Annotated in this window: 11 protein-coding genes and 4 pseudogenes; 11 read left to right on the top strand and 4 right to left on the bottom strand. The window is 56.4% G+C overall.

Going from position 1 to position 16,989, the window contains the following annotated elements:
* Positions 1-38 precede the first annotated feature (38 nt).
* The 8 genes and pseudogenes from ACVIN2_RS14410 to ACVIN2_RS14375 all read left to right on the top strand — a co-directional run bounded on the left by ACVIN2_RS14410 (position 39) and on the right by ACVIN2_RS14375 (position 9,384).
* Entirely contained in the window at positions 39-833 is a 795-nt protein-coding gene (locus ACVIN2_RS14410) for an SDR family oxidoreductase (RefSeq protein ID WP_456766076.1), read from the top strand.
* Between the two features lie 16 nt (positions 834-849).
* Complete coding sequence (locus ACVIN2_RS14405) at positions 850-2,022, top strand: acyl-CoA dehydrogenase family protein (RefSeq protein WP_456766075.1); 1,173 nt, start codon at positions 850-852, stop codon at positions 2,020-2,022.
* Positions 2,023-2,164: 142 nt separating this feature from the next.
* Positions 2,165-2,644, top strand: coding sequence for an Lrp/AsnC family transcriptional regulator (locus ACVIN2_RS14400; RefSeq protein WP_456769720.1), 480 nt, complete (start codon positions 2,165-2,167; stop codon positions 2,642-2,644).
* Positions 2,645-3,607: 963 nt separating this feature from the next.
* On the top strand, positions 3,608-4,780 hold the full coding sequence (locus tag ACVIN2_RS14395; protein WP_456766074.1) for a M20 aminoacylase family protein: 1,173 nt from the start codon (positions 3,608-3,610) through the stop codon (positions 4,778-4,780).
* A 498-nt stretch (positions 4,781-5,278) separates the two neighbouring features.
* A complete protein-coding gene (locus tag ACVIN2_RS14390; RefSeq protein ID WP_456766073.1) occupies positions 5,279-6,745 on the top strand; it encodes a M20 family metallopeptidase in 1,467 nt (488 codons plus the stop codon).
* Between the two features lie 174 nt (positions 6,746-6,919).
* On the top strand, positions 6,920-7,255 hold the full coding sequence (locus tag ACVIN2_RS14385; RefSeq protein ID WP_456766072.1) for a hypothetical protein: 336 nt from the start codon (positions 6,920-6,922) through the stop codon (positions 7,253-7,255).
* Between the two features lie 190 nt (positions 7,256-7,445).
* On the top strand, positions 7,446-8,498 hold the full coding sequence (locus tag ACVIN2_RS14380) for an alpha/beta hydrolase family protein (protein WP_456766071.1): 1,053 nt from the start codon (positions 7,446-7,448) through the stop codon (positions 8,496-8,498).
* Between the two features lie 122 nt (positions 8,499-8,620).
* Positions 8,621-9,384, top strand: a pseudogene (locus tag ACVIN2_RS14375) (integrase core domain-containing protein).
* 262 nt (positions 9,385-9,646) lie between these two features.
* Here the strand turns inward: ACVIN2_RS14375 and ACVIN2_RS14370 are convergent.
* Complete coding sequence (locus ACVIN2_RS14370) at positions 9,647-10,129, bottom strand: MarR family winged helix-turn-helix transcriptional regulator (protein ID WP_456766070.1); 483 nt, start codon at positions 10,127-10,129, stop codon at positions 9,647-9,649.
* A 480-nt stretch (positions 10,130-10,609) separates the two neighbouring features.
* Here ACVIN2_RS14370 and ACVIN2_RS14365 point away from each other — a divergent pair, with 480 nt between their 5' ends.
* Entirely contained in the window at positions 10,610-12,127 is a 1,518-nt protein-coding gene (locus ACVIN2_RS14365) for a porin (protein WP_456766069.1), read from the top strand.
* Positions 12,128-12,492: 365 nt separating this feature from the next.
* Here ACVIN2_RS14365 and ACVIN2_RS14360 read toward each other — a convergent pair whose 3' ends face one another.
* The 3 genes and pseudogenes from ACVIN2_RS14360 to ACVIN2_RS14350 all read right to left on the bottom strand — a co-directional run.
* Positions 12,493-13,071, bottom strand: coding sequence for an anthranilate synthase component II (locus ACVIN2_RS14360; RefSeq protein ID WP_456766068.1), 579 nt, complete (start codon positions 13,069-13,071; stop codon positions 12,493-12,495).
* Positions 13,068-14,462 carry an aminodeoxychorismate synthase component I gene (gene pabB, locus ACVIN2_RS14355; protein WP_456769719.1) on the bottom strand — a complete coding sequence of 465 codons (1,395 nt, stop codon included), beginning with the start codon at positions 14,460-14,462 and terminating at the stop codon, positions 13,068-13,070. Before pabB ends, ACVIN2_RS14360 begins: the two co-directional genes overlap by 4 nt.
* Before the next feature lie 176 nt (positions 14,463-14,638).
* Positions 14,639-14,928: pseudogene (locus ACVIN2_RS14350) on the bottom strand (Dabb family protein); the annotation flags it as partial.
* 312 nt (positions 14,929-15,240) lie between these two features.
* On the opposite strand from ACVIN2_RS14350, the pseudogene ACVIN2_RS14345 reads away from it, so the two are divergent.
* Both ACVIN2_RS14345 and ACVIN2_RS14340 read left to right on the top strand, forming a co-directional pair.
* Positions 15,241-15,594: pseudogene (locus ACVIN2_RS14345) on the top strand (biotin synthase BioB); the annotation flags it as partial.
* A 177-nt stretch (positions 15,595-15,771) separates the two neighbouring features.
* Positions 15,772-16,498: pseudogene (locus ACVIN2_RS14340) on the top strand (aminotransferase class I/II-fold pyridoxal phosphate-dependent enzyme); the annotation flags it as partial.
* Positions 16,499-16,989: the final 491 nt, after the last annotated feature.

Genomic DNA, 16,989 nt, shown 5'->3' with positions numbered 1-16,989 from the left:
GATTGTCCTTTCGTTGTTGATCGCCGCGGACATACAGCATGAGGCAGGTCTTTGCGTCAAAACTTTTCGCCGGCCGAGTTGCGCTAGTAACCGGAGGTGGCAGCGGCATTGGATTTGCGATCGCAGAACAACTGGGCGAACTCGGCGCCAGCGTAATCATTGTCTCTCGAAGCGCCGAGCGCCTTGCGGCGGCGGCACATCGCCTCCAGACGAAAGGGATTGCTGTGGATGTGCAAACGGTCGATATCCGCGATGAGCAAAACGTTGAGGCGGCTTTCGACAGTTTGTCCGAGCGCGGGCTTATACCCGACGTGCTCGTGAACAACGCCGGCGGCCAGTTCGAAGCCGCTGCGCTGGGCATCTCCGCGAACGGATTTCGGGCGGTCGTCGATCTCAATCTCACAGGAACATGGCACGTGTCGCGGGCATTCGCGGGACGCCTCATCGCTGCGGGTGGTCGCGGGCGTATTATCAACATTGTGCTTTCCATTGCAGGCGGCTTGCCTGGCTACGCGCATAGCGCCGCAGCGAGAGCCGGAGTCATCAGCCTGACTGAGACGCTCGCTAGCGAGTGGGCGCCGTACAACATCACCGTCAACGCAATCGCACCAGGTACAATCCGGACCAGCGGGCTCGCGCAATATAATCCGGCGCAGATCGAGGCCGGCATTGATATCTTGCCCATCCGGCGTATGGGCGAACCGGAGGAAGTAGCCGAGGCAGTCGCTTACCTCGCATCCCCCGCGGGCGACTATATCACCGGCACCGTGCTTTTCGTGGATGGCGGCAAGCATCTGGCGCGCAGCAATTTGACCCGTTGCGCAGCAACTTGAGAAAGGATTGAGACTCATGGATCTGACACTTTCAAAGCGCGAGCGCGACCTGCAGGAGAGAGCCGCCTGGTTTGCTAAGGAGCACCTCTTTCCCAACGAAATGGCGATCGAGGAGCACAACACGTTGCCTGGCGATATCTTCTCGCGGCTCAAGAAGGAGGTCCTCGCGGCGGGGTTCAATGCGATCAACCATGCGTCCGAGCATGGGGGCCAAGGCTTGTCGTTGTTCGAGCAGGCGCTTGTCAACGAGCAGTTCGGGATGGCGACGGGCGGAATCTGGGGCGTGGCGTACCAACCCGCAATCCCTCTAAAGGAGGGCAACGCCGAGCAGCGGCGGCGCTACCTCGAGCCATGTTGCCGCGGCGAACGCACGTATTGCTTTGCAATTTCAGAAGCAGGCGCAGGATCCGATCCGCGCCAGGTGAAAACCACGGCGGTGCAACGTGGAAACCGCTACTATCTTTCTGGCGAAAAGTGGTTCGTTACCCACGGCGATATCGCCGATTTCATCATGGTGCACGCCCATGTCGATGGAGATCCGGCAAAGCCCACAGTATTTCTTGTCGATAAAGATCGGCCGGGAGTCCGTGTCAAGCGTGTACCAAAGTTCATGCATACCTACATTTCAGAGCATCCAGAGTTCGTATTTGAAGAGGTGGAGCTTGGGGATGAGGACATACTTGGTTCAATCGGTGGCGGTCTCGACCTAACGAAGGATTGGTTTGTCGAGACGCGTCTCAAGATCGCAGCCCATTGTGTCGGCGCAGCGACAAGGGCGACCGAAATCGCGAACGCCTATGCGACGGAACGTGTCCAGTTCGGCAGAGCGATACGTGACTTTCAGGCGATCGAGTTCATGCTCGCGGACATGGCTGTCGAAATCATGGCTGCAAAATCGCTTGTCTATCGTGTCGCATGGCAGGCATCCCAACGGCCAGACCGGAAGCTGGCCCACGCCCATGCAAGCGCAGTGAAGCTACAGGCGAGCGAGATGGCAGGACGCGTCATCGATAAAGCGGTGCAAATTCTGGGTGGCCGCGGATACATGCGAGAGAATCCGGTCGAGCGGCTCTATCGCGATGTTCGCGTTGACCGGATTTGGGAAGGCTCGTCAGAAATCCAGCGAGTGGTGATAGGCAGCCAAATCAGGAAGCGCGGGCTCGCTACCTATACGGACTGGGTCAGCTAAGCTGGCAGACGTTGTGTCCGGTCTGGGTGAGGCCCAGTCCGGTTCACGGAGCCGCCAGCGAAGCCCGGTGGGTTTAGTGAAGATCTATTGGTTCAACGAGATGAACTCAACCGTGTTATCTCCTATAGACTGTAGCCCAGCCATGGAACTCGACAGAATCGACGCCCGGCTTCTTGATCTTGTACAACGCAACAATCGCCTGAGCAGCGAAGAGCTCGGCGCGAAAGTGGGGTTGTCTGCTTCCGGAGTACAGCGCCGACTGAAGCGCCTGCGATCGGAAGGGGTCATAGAAGCGGACATTTCGATCGTCTCGCCAAAAGCGATCGGACGAAATGTGACCATGCTGGTTCTCATTTCCTTCGAGCGCGGTCAGGCGGACGTCGTTGACAGGTTCAAGCGGGCAATCTGCAAAATGACTGAGGTCATGAGTGGATTCTACGTTACCGGGCAAGCCGATTTCGTCCTGCTCGTCACGGCAAATAACATGGAAGATTACGAGCATTTCACGAGGCGGCTGCTTCACGAAAACTCAGACATAAAGCGCTTTGAGACTATGGTCGTTTTGAATCGAGTCAAAGTGGGATTCACCCTACCGGTTGCTCCCGCTGGTGACCAATGTTGAGAGGACACTTGGCAGCATTCGCACCGGTTCGTGAGTGAATCCCGCGTGGACCGCTCAGTAGCGGGCGAGCATTTCGCAATAGTGCGCGCACCTTATCGAAAAGCATATGCAAGCCAACAGTTCTCATCCCTAGGGGATCTCGCTCAGTCTTGCCAACCCTTTGCTTTCGATAGAGGCGCTTCAGAGCAATTCAACTGGCTTTGCGAACCGTGCGATGGTCGGCGGCAACTGAATTTCAAAGTTGGCGGCAAGAAGGAACTTTCTGGATACTGAGATCATCCTCGTAAAGTCCGCACCTCCTTCTGCAAACAACATCAGTGCCTTCTGCGATGAAAAAATGGCCGCGCGAGGTTACGCGCGGCCAAGTCAGGGAGGAAAACGCCCCAACCGGGGCCTGTCAAGGAGCATCGAGGGCGAGACTGATGATCACCGAGGACGCTCCAAGCTTGTGAGAACCGGAGGATTGCGAACGCAATTGGCTTCCATTCGTGCTGGCGAAACCGCTAACGAGTAAATCGCTAAGCCAAAGTCGATCAGCTTCGAACGTGTTCAATAAACCCTTCCCGCAAGTTCAGATGGCAGGAAGCGCATATGCCTAAATCGACAACATGCAGGACGTGCGCTCCAGGATCGATGAACGACTGATCGTATAGCCGCTTCGTTGTGCCGCTTGGCGGTGAGTCTTGACGATATTTGCGGATTTTCTGCATGAAGACGTGTCGGATCGACGGATATGAGGGTCCTGAGTTGTATACGGCAAACGGCGTGTTTGCGCGGCGGCTAGAAAGCCGAGCAGGATGCATTCTTTTCGCACCCTGCGGAGCCGCCGAAGCAGATCATGCGGTTCACGACACCGCCGTTGTTGGCCGTACTCAAGCCGTCGGAGATCTGAGCTAACGGACGGGTTTTCACCTCGATAGAGAGAACGGCCGGTTCGACCACGGTAACGAAAGAGAAGATGACATGCCCCCTCTCAACTGGTTTGCAGACGTCCAAGCTGAAATTGCAAGCTGGCGACGCGATTTCCACGCGAATCCCGAACTCGGATTCGACGTCTGCCGGACAGTCGACACGGTTACTGAGAAACTGTGGGCCTTCGGTATCGACGAGGTAGTTACAGGCATCGGCCACACCGGCGTGGCCGGGGTCATTAAGGGCAAGCAAACGGACTCCGGACGAGTCGTCGGCATGCGTGCCGACATGGACGCCCTTCCTATCGTCGAAGCGACGGGCTTGCCGTATGCTTCCAAGCTTGAGGGCAGGATGCATGCGTGCGGTCACGATGGGCATACAGCGATGCTTCTTGGCGCCGCTAAGTATCTCTGCCAGACGCGGAACTTTAACGGCACGGCAATCCTCATTTTCCAGCCGGCTGAAGAAATCGGCGGCGGCGCGCGCGAGATGGTCAACGACGGCATAGTGGAACGTTTTGGCATTCAGCAGGTCTACGGTATGCATAATATGCCTAACTTGCCGGTTGGCGAGTTTGCCATCCGTCCCGGTTCGATCATGGCGGCCTCTGACCCATTCAGCATCGAGATCGAAGGACTTGGCGGCCATGCCGCGATGCCCCACCGGTGTATCGACACTACGCTCGTCGGAGCGCAGATGGTCACCGCTCTTCAGTCGATCGTGTCCCGCGCCATTGCTCCGCTCGAATCGGCTGTTGTGTCGGTAACCTCATTTCAAACCGAGGACGACGCGTTCAACGTTATCCCGCAAACGCTCCGGATGAAGGGTACTGTGCGCACTCTCGAGGCCGGCGTGCGGGATCTAATCAAGGAACAGATGAACCGTATCGTCGAGCATACGGCAAAGGTTTTTGGTGCCAGGGCGGTGCTCAATTATCAGGATGGTTATCCGATCACGCGCAACACGGAGGTAGAGACTTTCTTCGCCGCCGATGTAGCCGCTGAGTTGGTGGGAGAAGGTTGCGTCAGTCGTAACTCCGAGCCGCTGCTAGGCAGCGAAGATTTTTCGTTTATGCTGAACGCGCGTCCCGGTGCTTTTATGTTTCTAGGGAACGGGGACACGGCGGGTCTCCACCATCCGAAATACGATTTTAACGATGACGCGATCCCCTTCGGCTGCTCCTACTGGGCGAAGATCGCTGAGCGGGCCATGCCAGCTCGATAGTCTTGAGGTTCTCTGCCACGTGGAGAGTGGCCTGCCGATGAACATGGGGTGTATCGCGCCAGCAATGAAAGACGCGCGCGACAACAACGATCCGCCCCCGATCGCAATATGACGCGCCCCCAAAATGCTGATGTAGTGGCCGGCCAATGATCCTGATTTGGCATCGCGAGCCCTAGCTAGGTGGTGTGGACTCTAAGGATTCCCTTTTAGGACCAAATCAGATTCAAGACTGCTTTTGGGGAGGCAGTTTTGGGCGTGATGGATCGGTTGGTTTTGAACGACGCGGCGTGGCAGCCGATGGCACTACCTGATCACAGGCCGGCCTGACCAAAAAGGTTCGACCGGCCGCGACAATGCAGAAATAATTTGGCTTCGGTGGAGTGTTCTGCGGCCCGCAGAGGGCGCGGCTCGGTACCGTCAGCTTGTCCTGGTAGTTAGCCAATCCCATTGTGCCTACAAGCGATCGAAAGATTTGAGCAAAAAAGGTCTACATCGCGCATGCATTCATCGTATATTCGCAGGCAAGTCCGAAAATCTGCCGACGTCGTTCCATATACTATGGACATGACGGGCACACGAAACGGGGCGCTCGAGCGCGCACAGATGTATTTCGACACAGGTGGCTTTCTCGCTGACCTGCAACGGCGCGTGGCGATCCCAACGACGAGCCAGGAAAAGGACTCGATCCCAGCCCTGCACCAATATGTTGCGGGCGAGATGACCAAATCACTCAAGAAGCTCGGCTACGAGTGCGAGGTAGTGCTCAACCCACGCCCCGAATTTGGACCGTTTCTAATAGCACGCCGTTTCGAGAACCCGGCCCGGCCAACCGTACTGACCTACGGCCATGGCGATGTGGTTCGCGGGCAACAAGGACGGTGGCGCTCAGGCCTGTCGCCCTGGGAAGTTGTGATAGAGGGGGACCGCCTCTATGGCCGTGGTACAGCCGACAACAAAGGGCAGCATACGATCAATATCGGCGCACTGGAGTGTGTTTTGGCTGAGCGCGGATCGCTGGGCTTCAACTCGACCATCCTGATTGAAACCGGTGAAGAGGTCGGATCGCCGGGGCTGGCGGACTTCTGCAACGCAAACAAGCATAAGCTCATGGCCGACGTGCTAATTGGCTCGGATGGCCCAAGAGTCGATCGTTACCGTCCCACCATCTCGGGCGGTGCGCGTGGCGTCTTTAACTTCACACTAAAACTCAATTACCGCCAAGGCGGCCATCATTCCGGCAACTGGGGCGGTCTGCTGGCCAACCCTGGTATCGTAATGGCTCATGCACTTTCAGTCATCACTGACGACCGCGGGCAGATCAAGGTGCCAGAGTGGCGGCCCCAGAGTCTGTCCGGTTCAGTGCGCGCGGCGTTGGCCGATGTCCACATCGATGCGGGCGATAACACGACTAAAATCGATCCGGAATGGGGTGAAATATCGCTGTCACCGGCCGAACGCGTGTTTGGCTGGAACAACTTTGAGGTATTGGCCTTCAAGACAGGCGACCCGGATCAGCCGGAGAATGCTATTCCTCCAAACGCTGTTGCGCATTGCCAACTGCGCTTTGTGGTTGGCACAGATCCTCATGATATCTTGCCGGCGCTGAGTCGACATTTGGCCAAGCACGGCTTTGGCGAGATCGAGGTCGTGCCGACGAGTGGCATGATCATGAATGCCACGCGGCTGGATCCTGACAACCCATGGGCGAAGTTCGCAGCAACTTCGATCGAGCAGACGGTCGGCCAAAAGGCGAATATATTGCCCAATATCGGCGGTTCACTCGCCAACGACGTCTTTACCGATATTTTGGGAATGCCTACCGTCTGGGTGCCCCATTCTTACGCTGGTTGCTGCCAACATGCGCCAGACGAGCATTTGCTTGCTCCTCTGGCGCGCGAAGGGCTTCGCCTCATGACTGGTCTGTTTTGGGACCTTGGCGCCGAGGGGTACCCGCCTGAGTCGTGACGAACTTACAAACGTGAGTGATGCTATGATGGCGGTAAAAACCGGGTGGGCCTTTCTAAACTCGGGAGATTTCCGTCCTGGAGCCAGGTTGAAACTGGTCTGTTGTCCGGGCGCAGGACCTTAGTGTCCCCCTGGCGGTGCTGGGGCGCTTTTCATTGGATAGCCGAGGGGTTGATGGACGCACATCAGAGCGCGTGGTCGACACTGCACCTGGATTTCTCGGTCAAGTTTATCGGCGTCGACATGCGAGAGTGCTTTGTGGGCGATCTCAATCGTCTCCTCGAGCCGCAGACATCGCGAGCCAGTGCACGATTGTTCAAGAAGATTTTGTCGCGTGTCTCGATTAGCTCGCTCTCATCTCCTTCAGCCCAGCTGGCAGTTAGCTGGCTCCAAGCCAACAACCCCCAAGCTCAGATCACCTCCGGTGCTTTGCTCGTGAAGTCCAGAGCTTGCCGTTATTCAGTACATGAAAAAACCGCGAACTTTCTAGGTTGTGCGCGGAAATTCTGAGTTCCGAAGAGCCATATTGGGGAATTTCGACTATAATTTCTGTCATATTTGGGAAAAGTGAAAAAGACGAGTTGCGAGAATCGACTAGCTGCCCGCCGCTTGAATGCGAGACCTCTCGATTTCTATGGGTGGAAGGTTCTCTGACGACTCCGGAGCGGACGGTGAGGGTCAGGATCAAGGGGCGAATTGGATGCATGACGCTAGTTGGCCTCCTGAGAGGCGCGATGTTGCGTCCGCGCGGCAACACGCTGCGGCGTTTCTGGACAATCTAACTCTCAACGAGAACTTTAGGTCTGTAGGACGGCAGAGCTGGATCTCAAAATGGACCAAGCTCGGGGATGAGCAAGGTATCCTTGGCGACCTGAAGATCAAAAAGGGCGCCTTGGATGAGGCGGCGGAGGCATGGCTTTGTGCGCTAACAGCCTTTGAAGTTGCCAAGCGGCTAGGCGATGAAGACGATCAACAAACCGAAGCGATCATCGCAAAAATCGAGACCGGTGTTCAAAGATTAGCGACTTCTTTGAAACGTAAGGTAGAAAGTGTGCAAATCGGAAGTTACGATGACTCCGAATTTCTAGCCTACTACTTGCCCGCCTTTAGTCGCGATTTGTTTGCTCCGGCCGTTATCTGCATCAGCCGGGAAGAAGAGTCTGCTGCCACGCTGCTTGGACGAGTTTTCCCGGCGGTGATCGGTCGAAGCATCGCGGTTTTGGTGGTCGCTCATGAGGATGTCTCAAGTCACTGGGGCGGCCAATCGGAAGCCTTGTTGTCTTCCTGCTTGGATTACTTATTAGTTCGGCCCGAGATCGATTCCGCTCACGTTGGCGTCTATGGACAAGGGTTGTCGGCTGTTCTGGCTACTGATTTCGCGGTATCTGATCGCCGGGTCGCTGCGGCGGTTTGCGATGGCGGCCTTTGGAATTGGACGCGAGTTCTCGCCTCTGTAACCTGGATGACGAGAACTGCAGATGAAGCGGGGGCGGATATCGTCTCGGGGCGTCGCTTGCGAATGGTGGAACATTTGAGATGCCCAGCACTCGTCGTCGCAGGCGGACCGGGAAACGTCTGCGTATCGGAGGCGATCAAACTGCAAGCTGACTGCACGGCAGCAGGCATTGATTTGGAGGTCGCCCTACCAAGAATAACCAGAGGTTCAATGGGCGAGATTGAAAACTTTGTGACCTCGGACGATTCTATTTTTGCTTGGCTAGAGCACAAGCTAATCCAGAGATCGGCTCCATAGCTTTATTGGCAGCAGGCACCGCAAGAAGAGTCCCGATTACCGCTGACGCGCCCCCGCCAAATTAGGCCAGTTTGAGCTGGAATTTTCCATTTATGATCCCCTGACGGGACGAGGAGAGTTCCATGAAGGCATCGAAGTTTTCAGAGGCGCAGATTGCATTCGTGCTGAAGCAGGCTGAAGACGGCTCGGCGGTGGCCGAGGTCTGCCGCAAGGCCGGGATCAGCGAGGCAACCTTCTACAACTGGCGGAAGAAGTATGCAGGCTTGATGCCCTCGGAGATGAAGCGGCTGCGTCAGCTTGAGGAAGAGAACGCGAAGCTGAAGCGGATTGTCGCCGACCTGTCGTTGGACAAGGCCATGCTTCAGGATGTGCTCTCAAAAAAGCTCTGAGGCCTGGCCGCAAGCGCGAGCTTGTCGACAAGGTGCGAAGTGACTGGAAGGTGTCAGTCAGGCGGGCCTGCTCCACGCTTCGGGTTGATCGCGCTCTTTACGTCTACAAGTCGAAGCGCGGCGACCAGGCCGCTCTCAAACACCGGATCAAGGACATCTGCGCGACGCGGGTGAGATACGGCTACCCGAAGAGCATTCGTGTGGATCAGGGATCGGAGTTCATCTCCCGCGATCTCGACATCTGGGCTTATCAAAGAGGCGTTGTGCTCGACTTCTCACGTCCCGGCAAGCCGACGGACAATAGCTTCATCGAATCGTTCAACGGCAAGTTCAGAACCGAATGCCTGAACACGCACTGGTTCCTGAGCCTTGACGACGCCCGGCAGAAAATGGAGGATTGGCGTAGAGACTACAACGAAGTCCGGCCCCATAGCGCGATCGGCAACAAGGCGCCGATATCGCTGTTGAATGGCTCATCGGCGCCCCCGCCGGCATGAGCTAAACCCCGGAAAATTCCAGCATCAGCTGGCCTAGTTTTGGGGAGCACTTCACATCCGCCGAGACTCTAATCGCCAATGGATGAAAGTTCAGCGGCAGGTCACCTGCATGAGCCATTGTAATCGAGCGCCGCCTAAGGACCGAAATCGCGAATCCGGCCGTGACCTATTTCCGAACGTTGGGCACAACTCAGTTCGTCTTTTTGAAGCTCTCAAGTTCTAATCGGCAGGTTCGCTGGCCAAGTTGGTAACCAAATGGCGCTTACAATAATCCTAAATTCAGCTTTTGAGACGCCAATCGGCTATTCTTCGCGATCGAGGCCAGTCGTTTGTTGAGGTAGTCAAGTGACTCTTCGTCAAGCCCAGCAAACATCGTGGAGTTGAGAGCTTGTCTTTTGATTGAGAGCTTCGCGATTTCAGTCCGCGCTCTTTGTGTCAGCGAGATCTGCAGAAATCTTGCATCGTCAGGGGACGTCACCCGGGCAAGTAGCTCCATGCTTTCGAGCTTTTTCGTTTGGTTGGTCACAAAAGCGGGATGGATCCTGAGTTTGTTCGCAACCGAAATCCCGGAGACTCCGCTACCTCTGTCGAGCTCGTCGATCGCCATCAAGATCAACCACTGAGGTTCGGTTATCCCCATCATCTGGGCCCAGCCCTTATGGATTTCCTGAAGTTGAGAGTGGATCTCGACAATATTCCAGATGAAGTCCCTGACGACTCTATCCTGTTCTTCTTTTTCGGCCATCTTGTTTCCGCCAATCCTCGGTGCCGCTGACGCGCAACTCATTCCTCATTACTGAGGACGCTCATGTCCGTCTTGGAGAATGTGAGAGGCGCGCAACATGTCCACTACCTCAAAAAAGTAATTGACAGCAACAATTGCACTATACTACTTTTGTTACCAGACCGTTAACGGTTTACGTCCAGCGGTCATGTTAAACCTCCAAAATGGACCCTCCGGGATGCCCCTTGGGGGGTCTTTTTGCTGCTACGACCCCTTTTCTACGTAGCTGGTAGCATTGTGTTGCTCCAAGGCAACATGTCCGCTCGACCTGTTGCCTCCCTTAGATAATTAATTGTAATAATTGATGCCGTGAATTATACGACGATGGACAGCGAGGGGGCGCCTCGAAGTCGTTCCGTCAAGCACCCGCCCCGTGAGGCGCGTCTAGAACGGCGGATCTTTGAAAGACGGAAACGGCGTTTCCAACTTAGGGGTTCATCAATGAAACTGACAAAGAGTCTCATTCTCGGTTCTGCGGCAATGTTGGTGTGCAGCAGCGCGCTTGCGGCCGATCTCCCCGTGAAGGCCAAGGCGATCGAATACGTGAAGGTCTGCTCATTGTACGGCGCGGGGTTTTACTACATTCCCGGTACCGACACGTGCATCAAGCTAGGCGGCTATTTGCGCGCCGAAGTGGCGCTCGGCACTAGCTATCATCACGACGCTGCGAACAATGGCATTGGCGGCGCTCGCAACCGCCTGAGCGACTATTACAACGCTCGCTCTCGCGAAGACCTTACGATCGATACGCGCACCGCGACCGAGTACGGTGTGCTCCGCACCTACTTCGAGGGTGTGTTCACTTGGACCAGCGGTACCTATACGGGCGCTGGTACCACCGCTGTGAATGGGTCCACCGCCTACACCACGTCGACCGGTTCTGCTGTCGCTGGCGGTTCGCTAGGGGTCTACTACGCCTTCATGCAATTCGCTGGGTTCACATTCGGTAAGGCTAGCTCGCAGTTCACGACGCCTTGGGCCGAGTATCCAGCGAACATCTTCGAATTGCCGGGGGGTGGCGGCTGGGATCCCGTCAACCAGATCAGCTATACCGCCGATTTCGGTCAGGGCATCACAGTCTCGTTCTCTGCTCAGGATCAAGTCGCCAACTATACAACCAACGTTTGGAACGTAAGTGCTGCGACAGCCGCAGGTCTTTCGACCGGTGCGTACGGTGCAAACGACATCGGCGGTTCGCGAGCTCCAGATTTGGTTGCGATGCTCCGCGTTGATCAGGCTTGGGGTCTATTCCAGGCCTCGGCTGCCGCACATGACAACCATCCTGCGTATTACGGCGCGTCCGAGGCCACAGGCCATCCGGGCGACAAGTGGGGTTGGGCTGGGCAGCTGGCGTTGTCGATCAAAAACATCCCGACCGGCCCGGGGGACACGATTAACATGTCGGGAGTGTATACCAATGGTGCGAGCCGTTACAACTTCCACGACTATCTGTCGACCACCTATGCTATGTACGGTGGGACTGGGGCTGCGGGCGCTTACCAGAGCATCGGTCTTGCTGGTCTCTCTGACTCGGTGTTTGTGACGGGTTCTGGCCTCGAGCTGACCACGACTTACGGCTTCCAGGGTGGCTACACCCACAACTGGGACCCGCGATGGAGCACCTCCATCTTCGGTGCATGGACTGCTGTACGGTACAATAGCACGGCGAAGGGCTACATTTGCAGCGCCTTTGTCGCGAGCCTTGCGCTGTCGAGCGGCGTTGGCGGCTGCAATCCCAACTTCAATTACTCGGTGATTGGTACGCTCACACGCTGGACACCAGTAAAGAACCTGACCTTCTCCGCCGAACTCGCCTACACAATGCTCGACCAAAAGTATGGGAGCGGAAGCACGGTGACGCTGCCCGTCCAGTCGGGTATCGCCAAACCGGCTGCTGTGTACGAGCTGAAGGACCAGAACAGTCTCACGCTGTTGCTCCGCGCTCAACGCAACTGGTGATCGAGATCGACTGATCGGCTAGTTGAATAAACCTCCGGCGGGAAACCGCCGGAGGTTGTCTTTCGCGAATAATACGAGCCCCCGCATAGGTTCTCAAGGCTTGCTGATCCTATGATCGGGCACGAAGCCGGAACAATCTGGTTGATGTTCGTGTGCGACTGATAGGGTTTAGCACCAGAGCGGATCATGCGACCGCGATCCATGTGGGAACAAGAGATTGAGAAAGGGCGCAGATCGCACTAAGAGGTCGCGCCGCACCGAAAGCTTGTCGCCAGACGAGTTGCGTCACCGTCCGCCGGGCGATGGCCGAGTTCGACTTGGGCTCTGCCAAAAAAGGTGAGCGTCGTGAGATAACGAGAACTCCTTTAGAAGGTCTCTGCGATCCGCAAGAAGTTCGTAAACAGCACGTGCCCTTGTTCGGTGAGTATTGATTCCGGGTGAAACTGCACGCCGTATGTGGGGTGACAACGATGCGTGAGAGCCATGATCTCGCCCTCCTCGGAGCGCGCCGCTACAGTGAGGCTGGGTGCAGATTCCTTATCGAATTCGGCTACAAGAGAATGGTAGCGCCCGACACAAAGTGGAGACGGAAGATCTCTAAAGAGCCCACGGTTGTTGTGCGTCACGTACGAGCACCGACCATGCATAGGGCGCCGTGCACGAACCACCCGTCCGCCGAAAATGCTCCCGATGCATTGATGTCCCAGACAAATGCCAAGGATCGGAATGCGACCAGAAAGTTCGCGGACAATCGTTGTCGATATGCCTGAGTCCTCCGGAGCGCACGGGCCTGGTGAGACCACTACTGCGCGCGGCTTGAGCTCAAGAATTTGCCCTATGCTGATCGCGTCATTCCGGACAACCTCCGTTGACTCACCGAGCCTGCGGAAGTAGCGCGCAATATTAAAGACAAAGGAATCGTAGTTGTCGATGATGACAATCAAGATGCACCGGATGTTACAGACCTGAATGCATCGAAGATCCGTTGTGCTTTCGCAAGCGTCTCCTGATATTCGCCCTCTGGGTCTGACATTGCCGTTATCCCGCCCCCAGCATGAAGCACGGCGACATCGTCATCGATAGCTACGGTGCGGATCGCAATATTCGTGTCCATCTGACCATTAAAACCAATGAAGCCGATAGCGCCGCAATAAACCTGCCGCGCGATACGTTCGATCTCCGTAATGATTTCCATCGCTCGTACTTTTGGGGCTCCGGTGATTGAGCCGCCGGGAAAGCAAGCTCGAAGAAGAGTCACGGCGTCTTCTTCTCGCTCAAGCTGCCCCCTGACGATGGACACGAGATGGTGCACCGAGGCGTAGGATTCCAGGCTGCACAGTGCCGCAACTTCAATCGAGTCCGGGATGCACACGCGTGACAGATCACTACGCAGAAGATCGACTATCATAATATTTTCGGCGCGGTCCTTTTCGGACGCAACGAGGATTCGTGCGCGGCGCTGATCTACATTGCGATCCGCGGAACGGGCGATCGTGCCTTTGATGGGGCGCGTTTCGACCTCTAGGCCATTGAGTCGTATGAATCGCTCCGGCGAGCTGGATGCAATAGTGAGCTTGCCATAGCGCAGGAGCGCAGCAAAGGGGGCAGGGTTCAGCTTGCGCAGTTGGCAGTAGAAGGCGACCGCATCAAATGACGTGGACAGCCCAGCGCTGAAGCGTTGCGCGATGTTAGCTTGGAATATGTCTCCAGCCAGAATTAAGTCGATCACGCGCTGCACCGCCCCAATGTAGCCTTCGCGACTGAAGTTGGAGTGCCATGCACCGACTGTGTTAGGGACGAAAACTCGCGCTGGTTCCGGGCCCACAAGTAGGCCAGTAAATTCATCGGCACGACGACGCGAACGCTCCATTCGATGCGCGGGGACCTGCTCAGGCCATCCAGTAGAAACTAACCAACATCTGTTTTCGTGATGGTCGAAGCTTACTACCACGTCATAGAAATGCAGCATGGAGTCGGGCAGGCGCTGATCACAAACGGCGGCAAGTGGCAACCGCTCCAATGTCCTGTTCAGATCATAGGCAAAGAAGCCTGCCGCGCCTCCCTGGAACGGCGGAAGGTGTGCGCAATGCTCTTGCGGAAAGCTACCGAGAAGGGAGCGAAGAGTGGTCCATGGATCGCCCTCGAGTGCCACTCCATTGTAGCTCGCGCCTCCGTCGACGATCACATAAGTGCCGAAGGGGTCGCAGGTTAGATATGAGTAGCGCCCCAGCGACTCATGCATTGCTGCGCTGTCCAGAAACGTGAGGTGAGGTCGATGGGCTAGGCGTCGCATCGCAGCAACAGGATCAATCCACTGCAGTTCGAGGACGTACATCGAGCTGTCGGTCAGCAATGTTGTATGTTGTTAGCCGCGCGTCGATTGTTCTTTCCAACCGGCGACGCGCGTCTACGGATCCGGACGCGCTTCAGATAGGCTAACAAATTAACCCCCGCTGGTGAAATGGTGCACCGGATAGCTTCGCTTTTCGCGACCACGCCGGCAGAGCGCGCGTCCACTGATACGTTGTAGTCGGCAGCGAACCGCAGCTCTCGGAGTGGTCGGACCCGCCTGATCGACTCCTGATATAACGATGCGTTTTGTCGGCGGCGAGATCCGTCTCGCTATCAAACTCACCATAGACGACGATGTCTATTTCGTTACCGATCTGATCACTCTTTCGATTGCGATCAATCTCAAGCCGGCGTGCGTATGGGATAGTTGTGAGAACCAATAGGCCTTCGATCACTTCATCGACGTGAGCCTTATCCTTGGCGGTGAAAAAGACAATGTGCCGTATCATGGATGGTAGTCGTGATCTCGCGAGTGGCGCGCATACCTACCTCAGTATCGCGCCCATCGCAACGACTGCAGCCCCTTTAAGCTCTATCGAGCGGGTGTACTCCCACTGCGATCGAGAGCGTCCGCGCACGCAGAGGCGCGATTGCGCTCAGCTCGTAGCGCAAAGACACAGGCGACGACATTCTGCGTCAAAGTAGCAAAGTTCGCATGATGTCCGCGCCCGAAGGGAAGTTGGCGATTTTCTTCCTCGGGACAAGATCTGTTATCACCTGTGGTTGCGCTAGGCGATCGTTGCATATTGCGAAGTGAGTCTATGGCAGCTGCTGTGGGAGTAGACGGAAATGACAGCGTCAAAAGCCCGCCAGCCTGGAACTGCTGGCAGCGCACTGAGGCCGAAACACTCTTATGGCCAGCCGTTCCCGACCTAGTACTGCAGGCGCAGACCGTCCATCGCGAGAACTTCGATCCAAACTACGTGGAAACGGCAAGCCCGCTTAGCATCAAAACTGGAGGCTGCCCGGAAGTTTGTGGCTATGTTCACAGACTGGCCATTATGACACCGGCGTGAAGGCTCTCCCGACTTATGGATCTGACGGAGGTGGTGGCGGCCGCGCAACGCGCCAAGGACGCGGGTGCGACCCGTTTCTGCATGGCTGCAGCATGGCGTGCACGAGTCGCAATGCCGGGAGACAAGCTCATCACCTTGCGTATGCCTCTTTTGATGAGGAGGAAGCAAGAAGGTTCAGACCGCGCACCGTGTTGGTCGATAGAGATAATCGTCTGCGGTCGGGCTGAAATGTGCACTGGCGGGCCTTCGTCTTTAGTAGCGCGCCTGGAGTGAGCAGTGAAACCAGCTCATAACGGCAAAGTAGATCGTTGCGTTCGGGCCCTGAATGATCTGAAAGAAGACAACAGCTTGCGGAGCCTCAAGCCTCGCAGAGGGATTGATTTTGCATCAAATGATCATCTGGCGCTCGCGAATGCTCCGCGTATGAAAAAAGCTGTTGCCGCAGCAATTGAGGCCGGTACACCAACTGGTGCCGGCGGGTCGCGGCTTCTGCGCCGCAATTGCGAGGAACACGAATGCCTTGAAGGAGAAGCTGCCAAGTTCTTTGGGGCCGAGACGACGCTCTTTCTTGCCATCGGTTATGTCGCAAATTTTTCTGTCCTCACAAGGCCGCCGCAGCGGGGCTATCTACTCGTTCTTGATTCTCTCGTGCACGGGAGCATCCACGAAGGCGCGCGCGCAGGGCGGGCCGAGTTTCGGATAAGCGCGCATAATGATGCCCTACCGGTCGAAGACAGAATCCGTGAATGGCGAGCACAGGTTGGAATGGGGCGCATCTGGATCGTCGTCGAAAGTCTCTACAGTATGGATAGCGATTTCGCGCCCCTTGATGACCTGGTTGCATTCGCGGACCGGCACGACGCGTTCCTGATGGTGGATGAGGCGCATGCCACAGGCGTGCACGGCAAGCATGGACGAGGACTTACCGGCTCATGTGAGGGGCGCGAGAATCTGGTTGTCATTTCATACCTGCGGCAAAGCGCTGGGCGCTGCCGGGCACTTGTCACTGCCTCCACGGCGATTTCATGAACAAGCCGGCTGCCGCAAAAACGTCGTCCATCCAAATCGTCTCGTCGCAGAAATGTCGACGCAGGTCGCGGCAGCATCCGACAAAGTCGCCCGGAAGGCCTTGAGCACCGAGGCCCCGCGGGTGCTGACATCTGCAAATGCGCTGACCCCAGGTATGGTCCGTACGTGCCTTGCAAATGGTTTCGCCGCGCTGGCGGTGAGCGGTCTTGCATTAATCTATCCGGCCGTTGATTGGAGTATTTGCCCCGGGCCATCATGGATATCAGCGCGCGTGCGTTCTCATTAGCTTACAGGCCTCGATCGGGCCATTTGGGTCACCAGTGTTCGCACGCGCTCGGAAGAACGAGTCCATCTCTTCTCATCCTCTCGCAGACCTCGGCTGGAAACTGTTGATAGGGTTACGTCATCGCATGCTCCAGATATCGCGCAGTTCCTTTGGTCGAGCCAAGGGCCGTTCCTTCGTCC

This window comes from Bradyrhizobium sp. USDA 3650, assembly GCF_054057395.1.
Note: the sequence above shows the minus strand (reverse complement) of the source record. Positions and strands in the feature narration are given on the sequence as shown.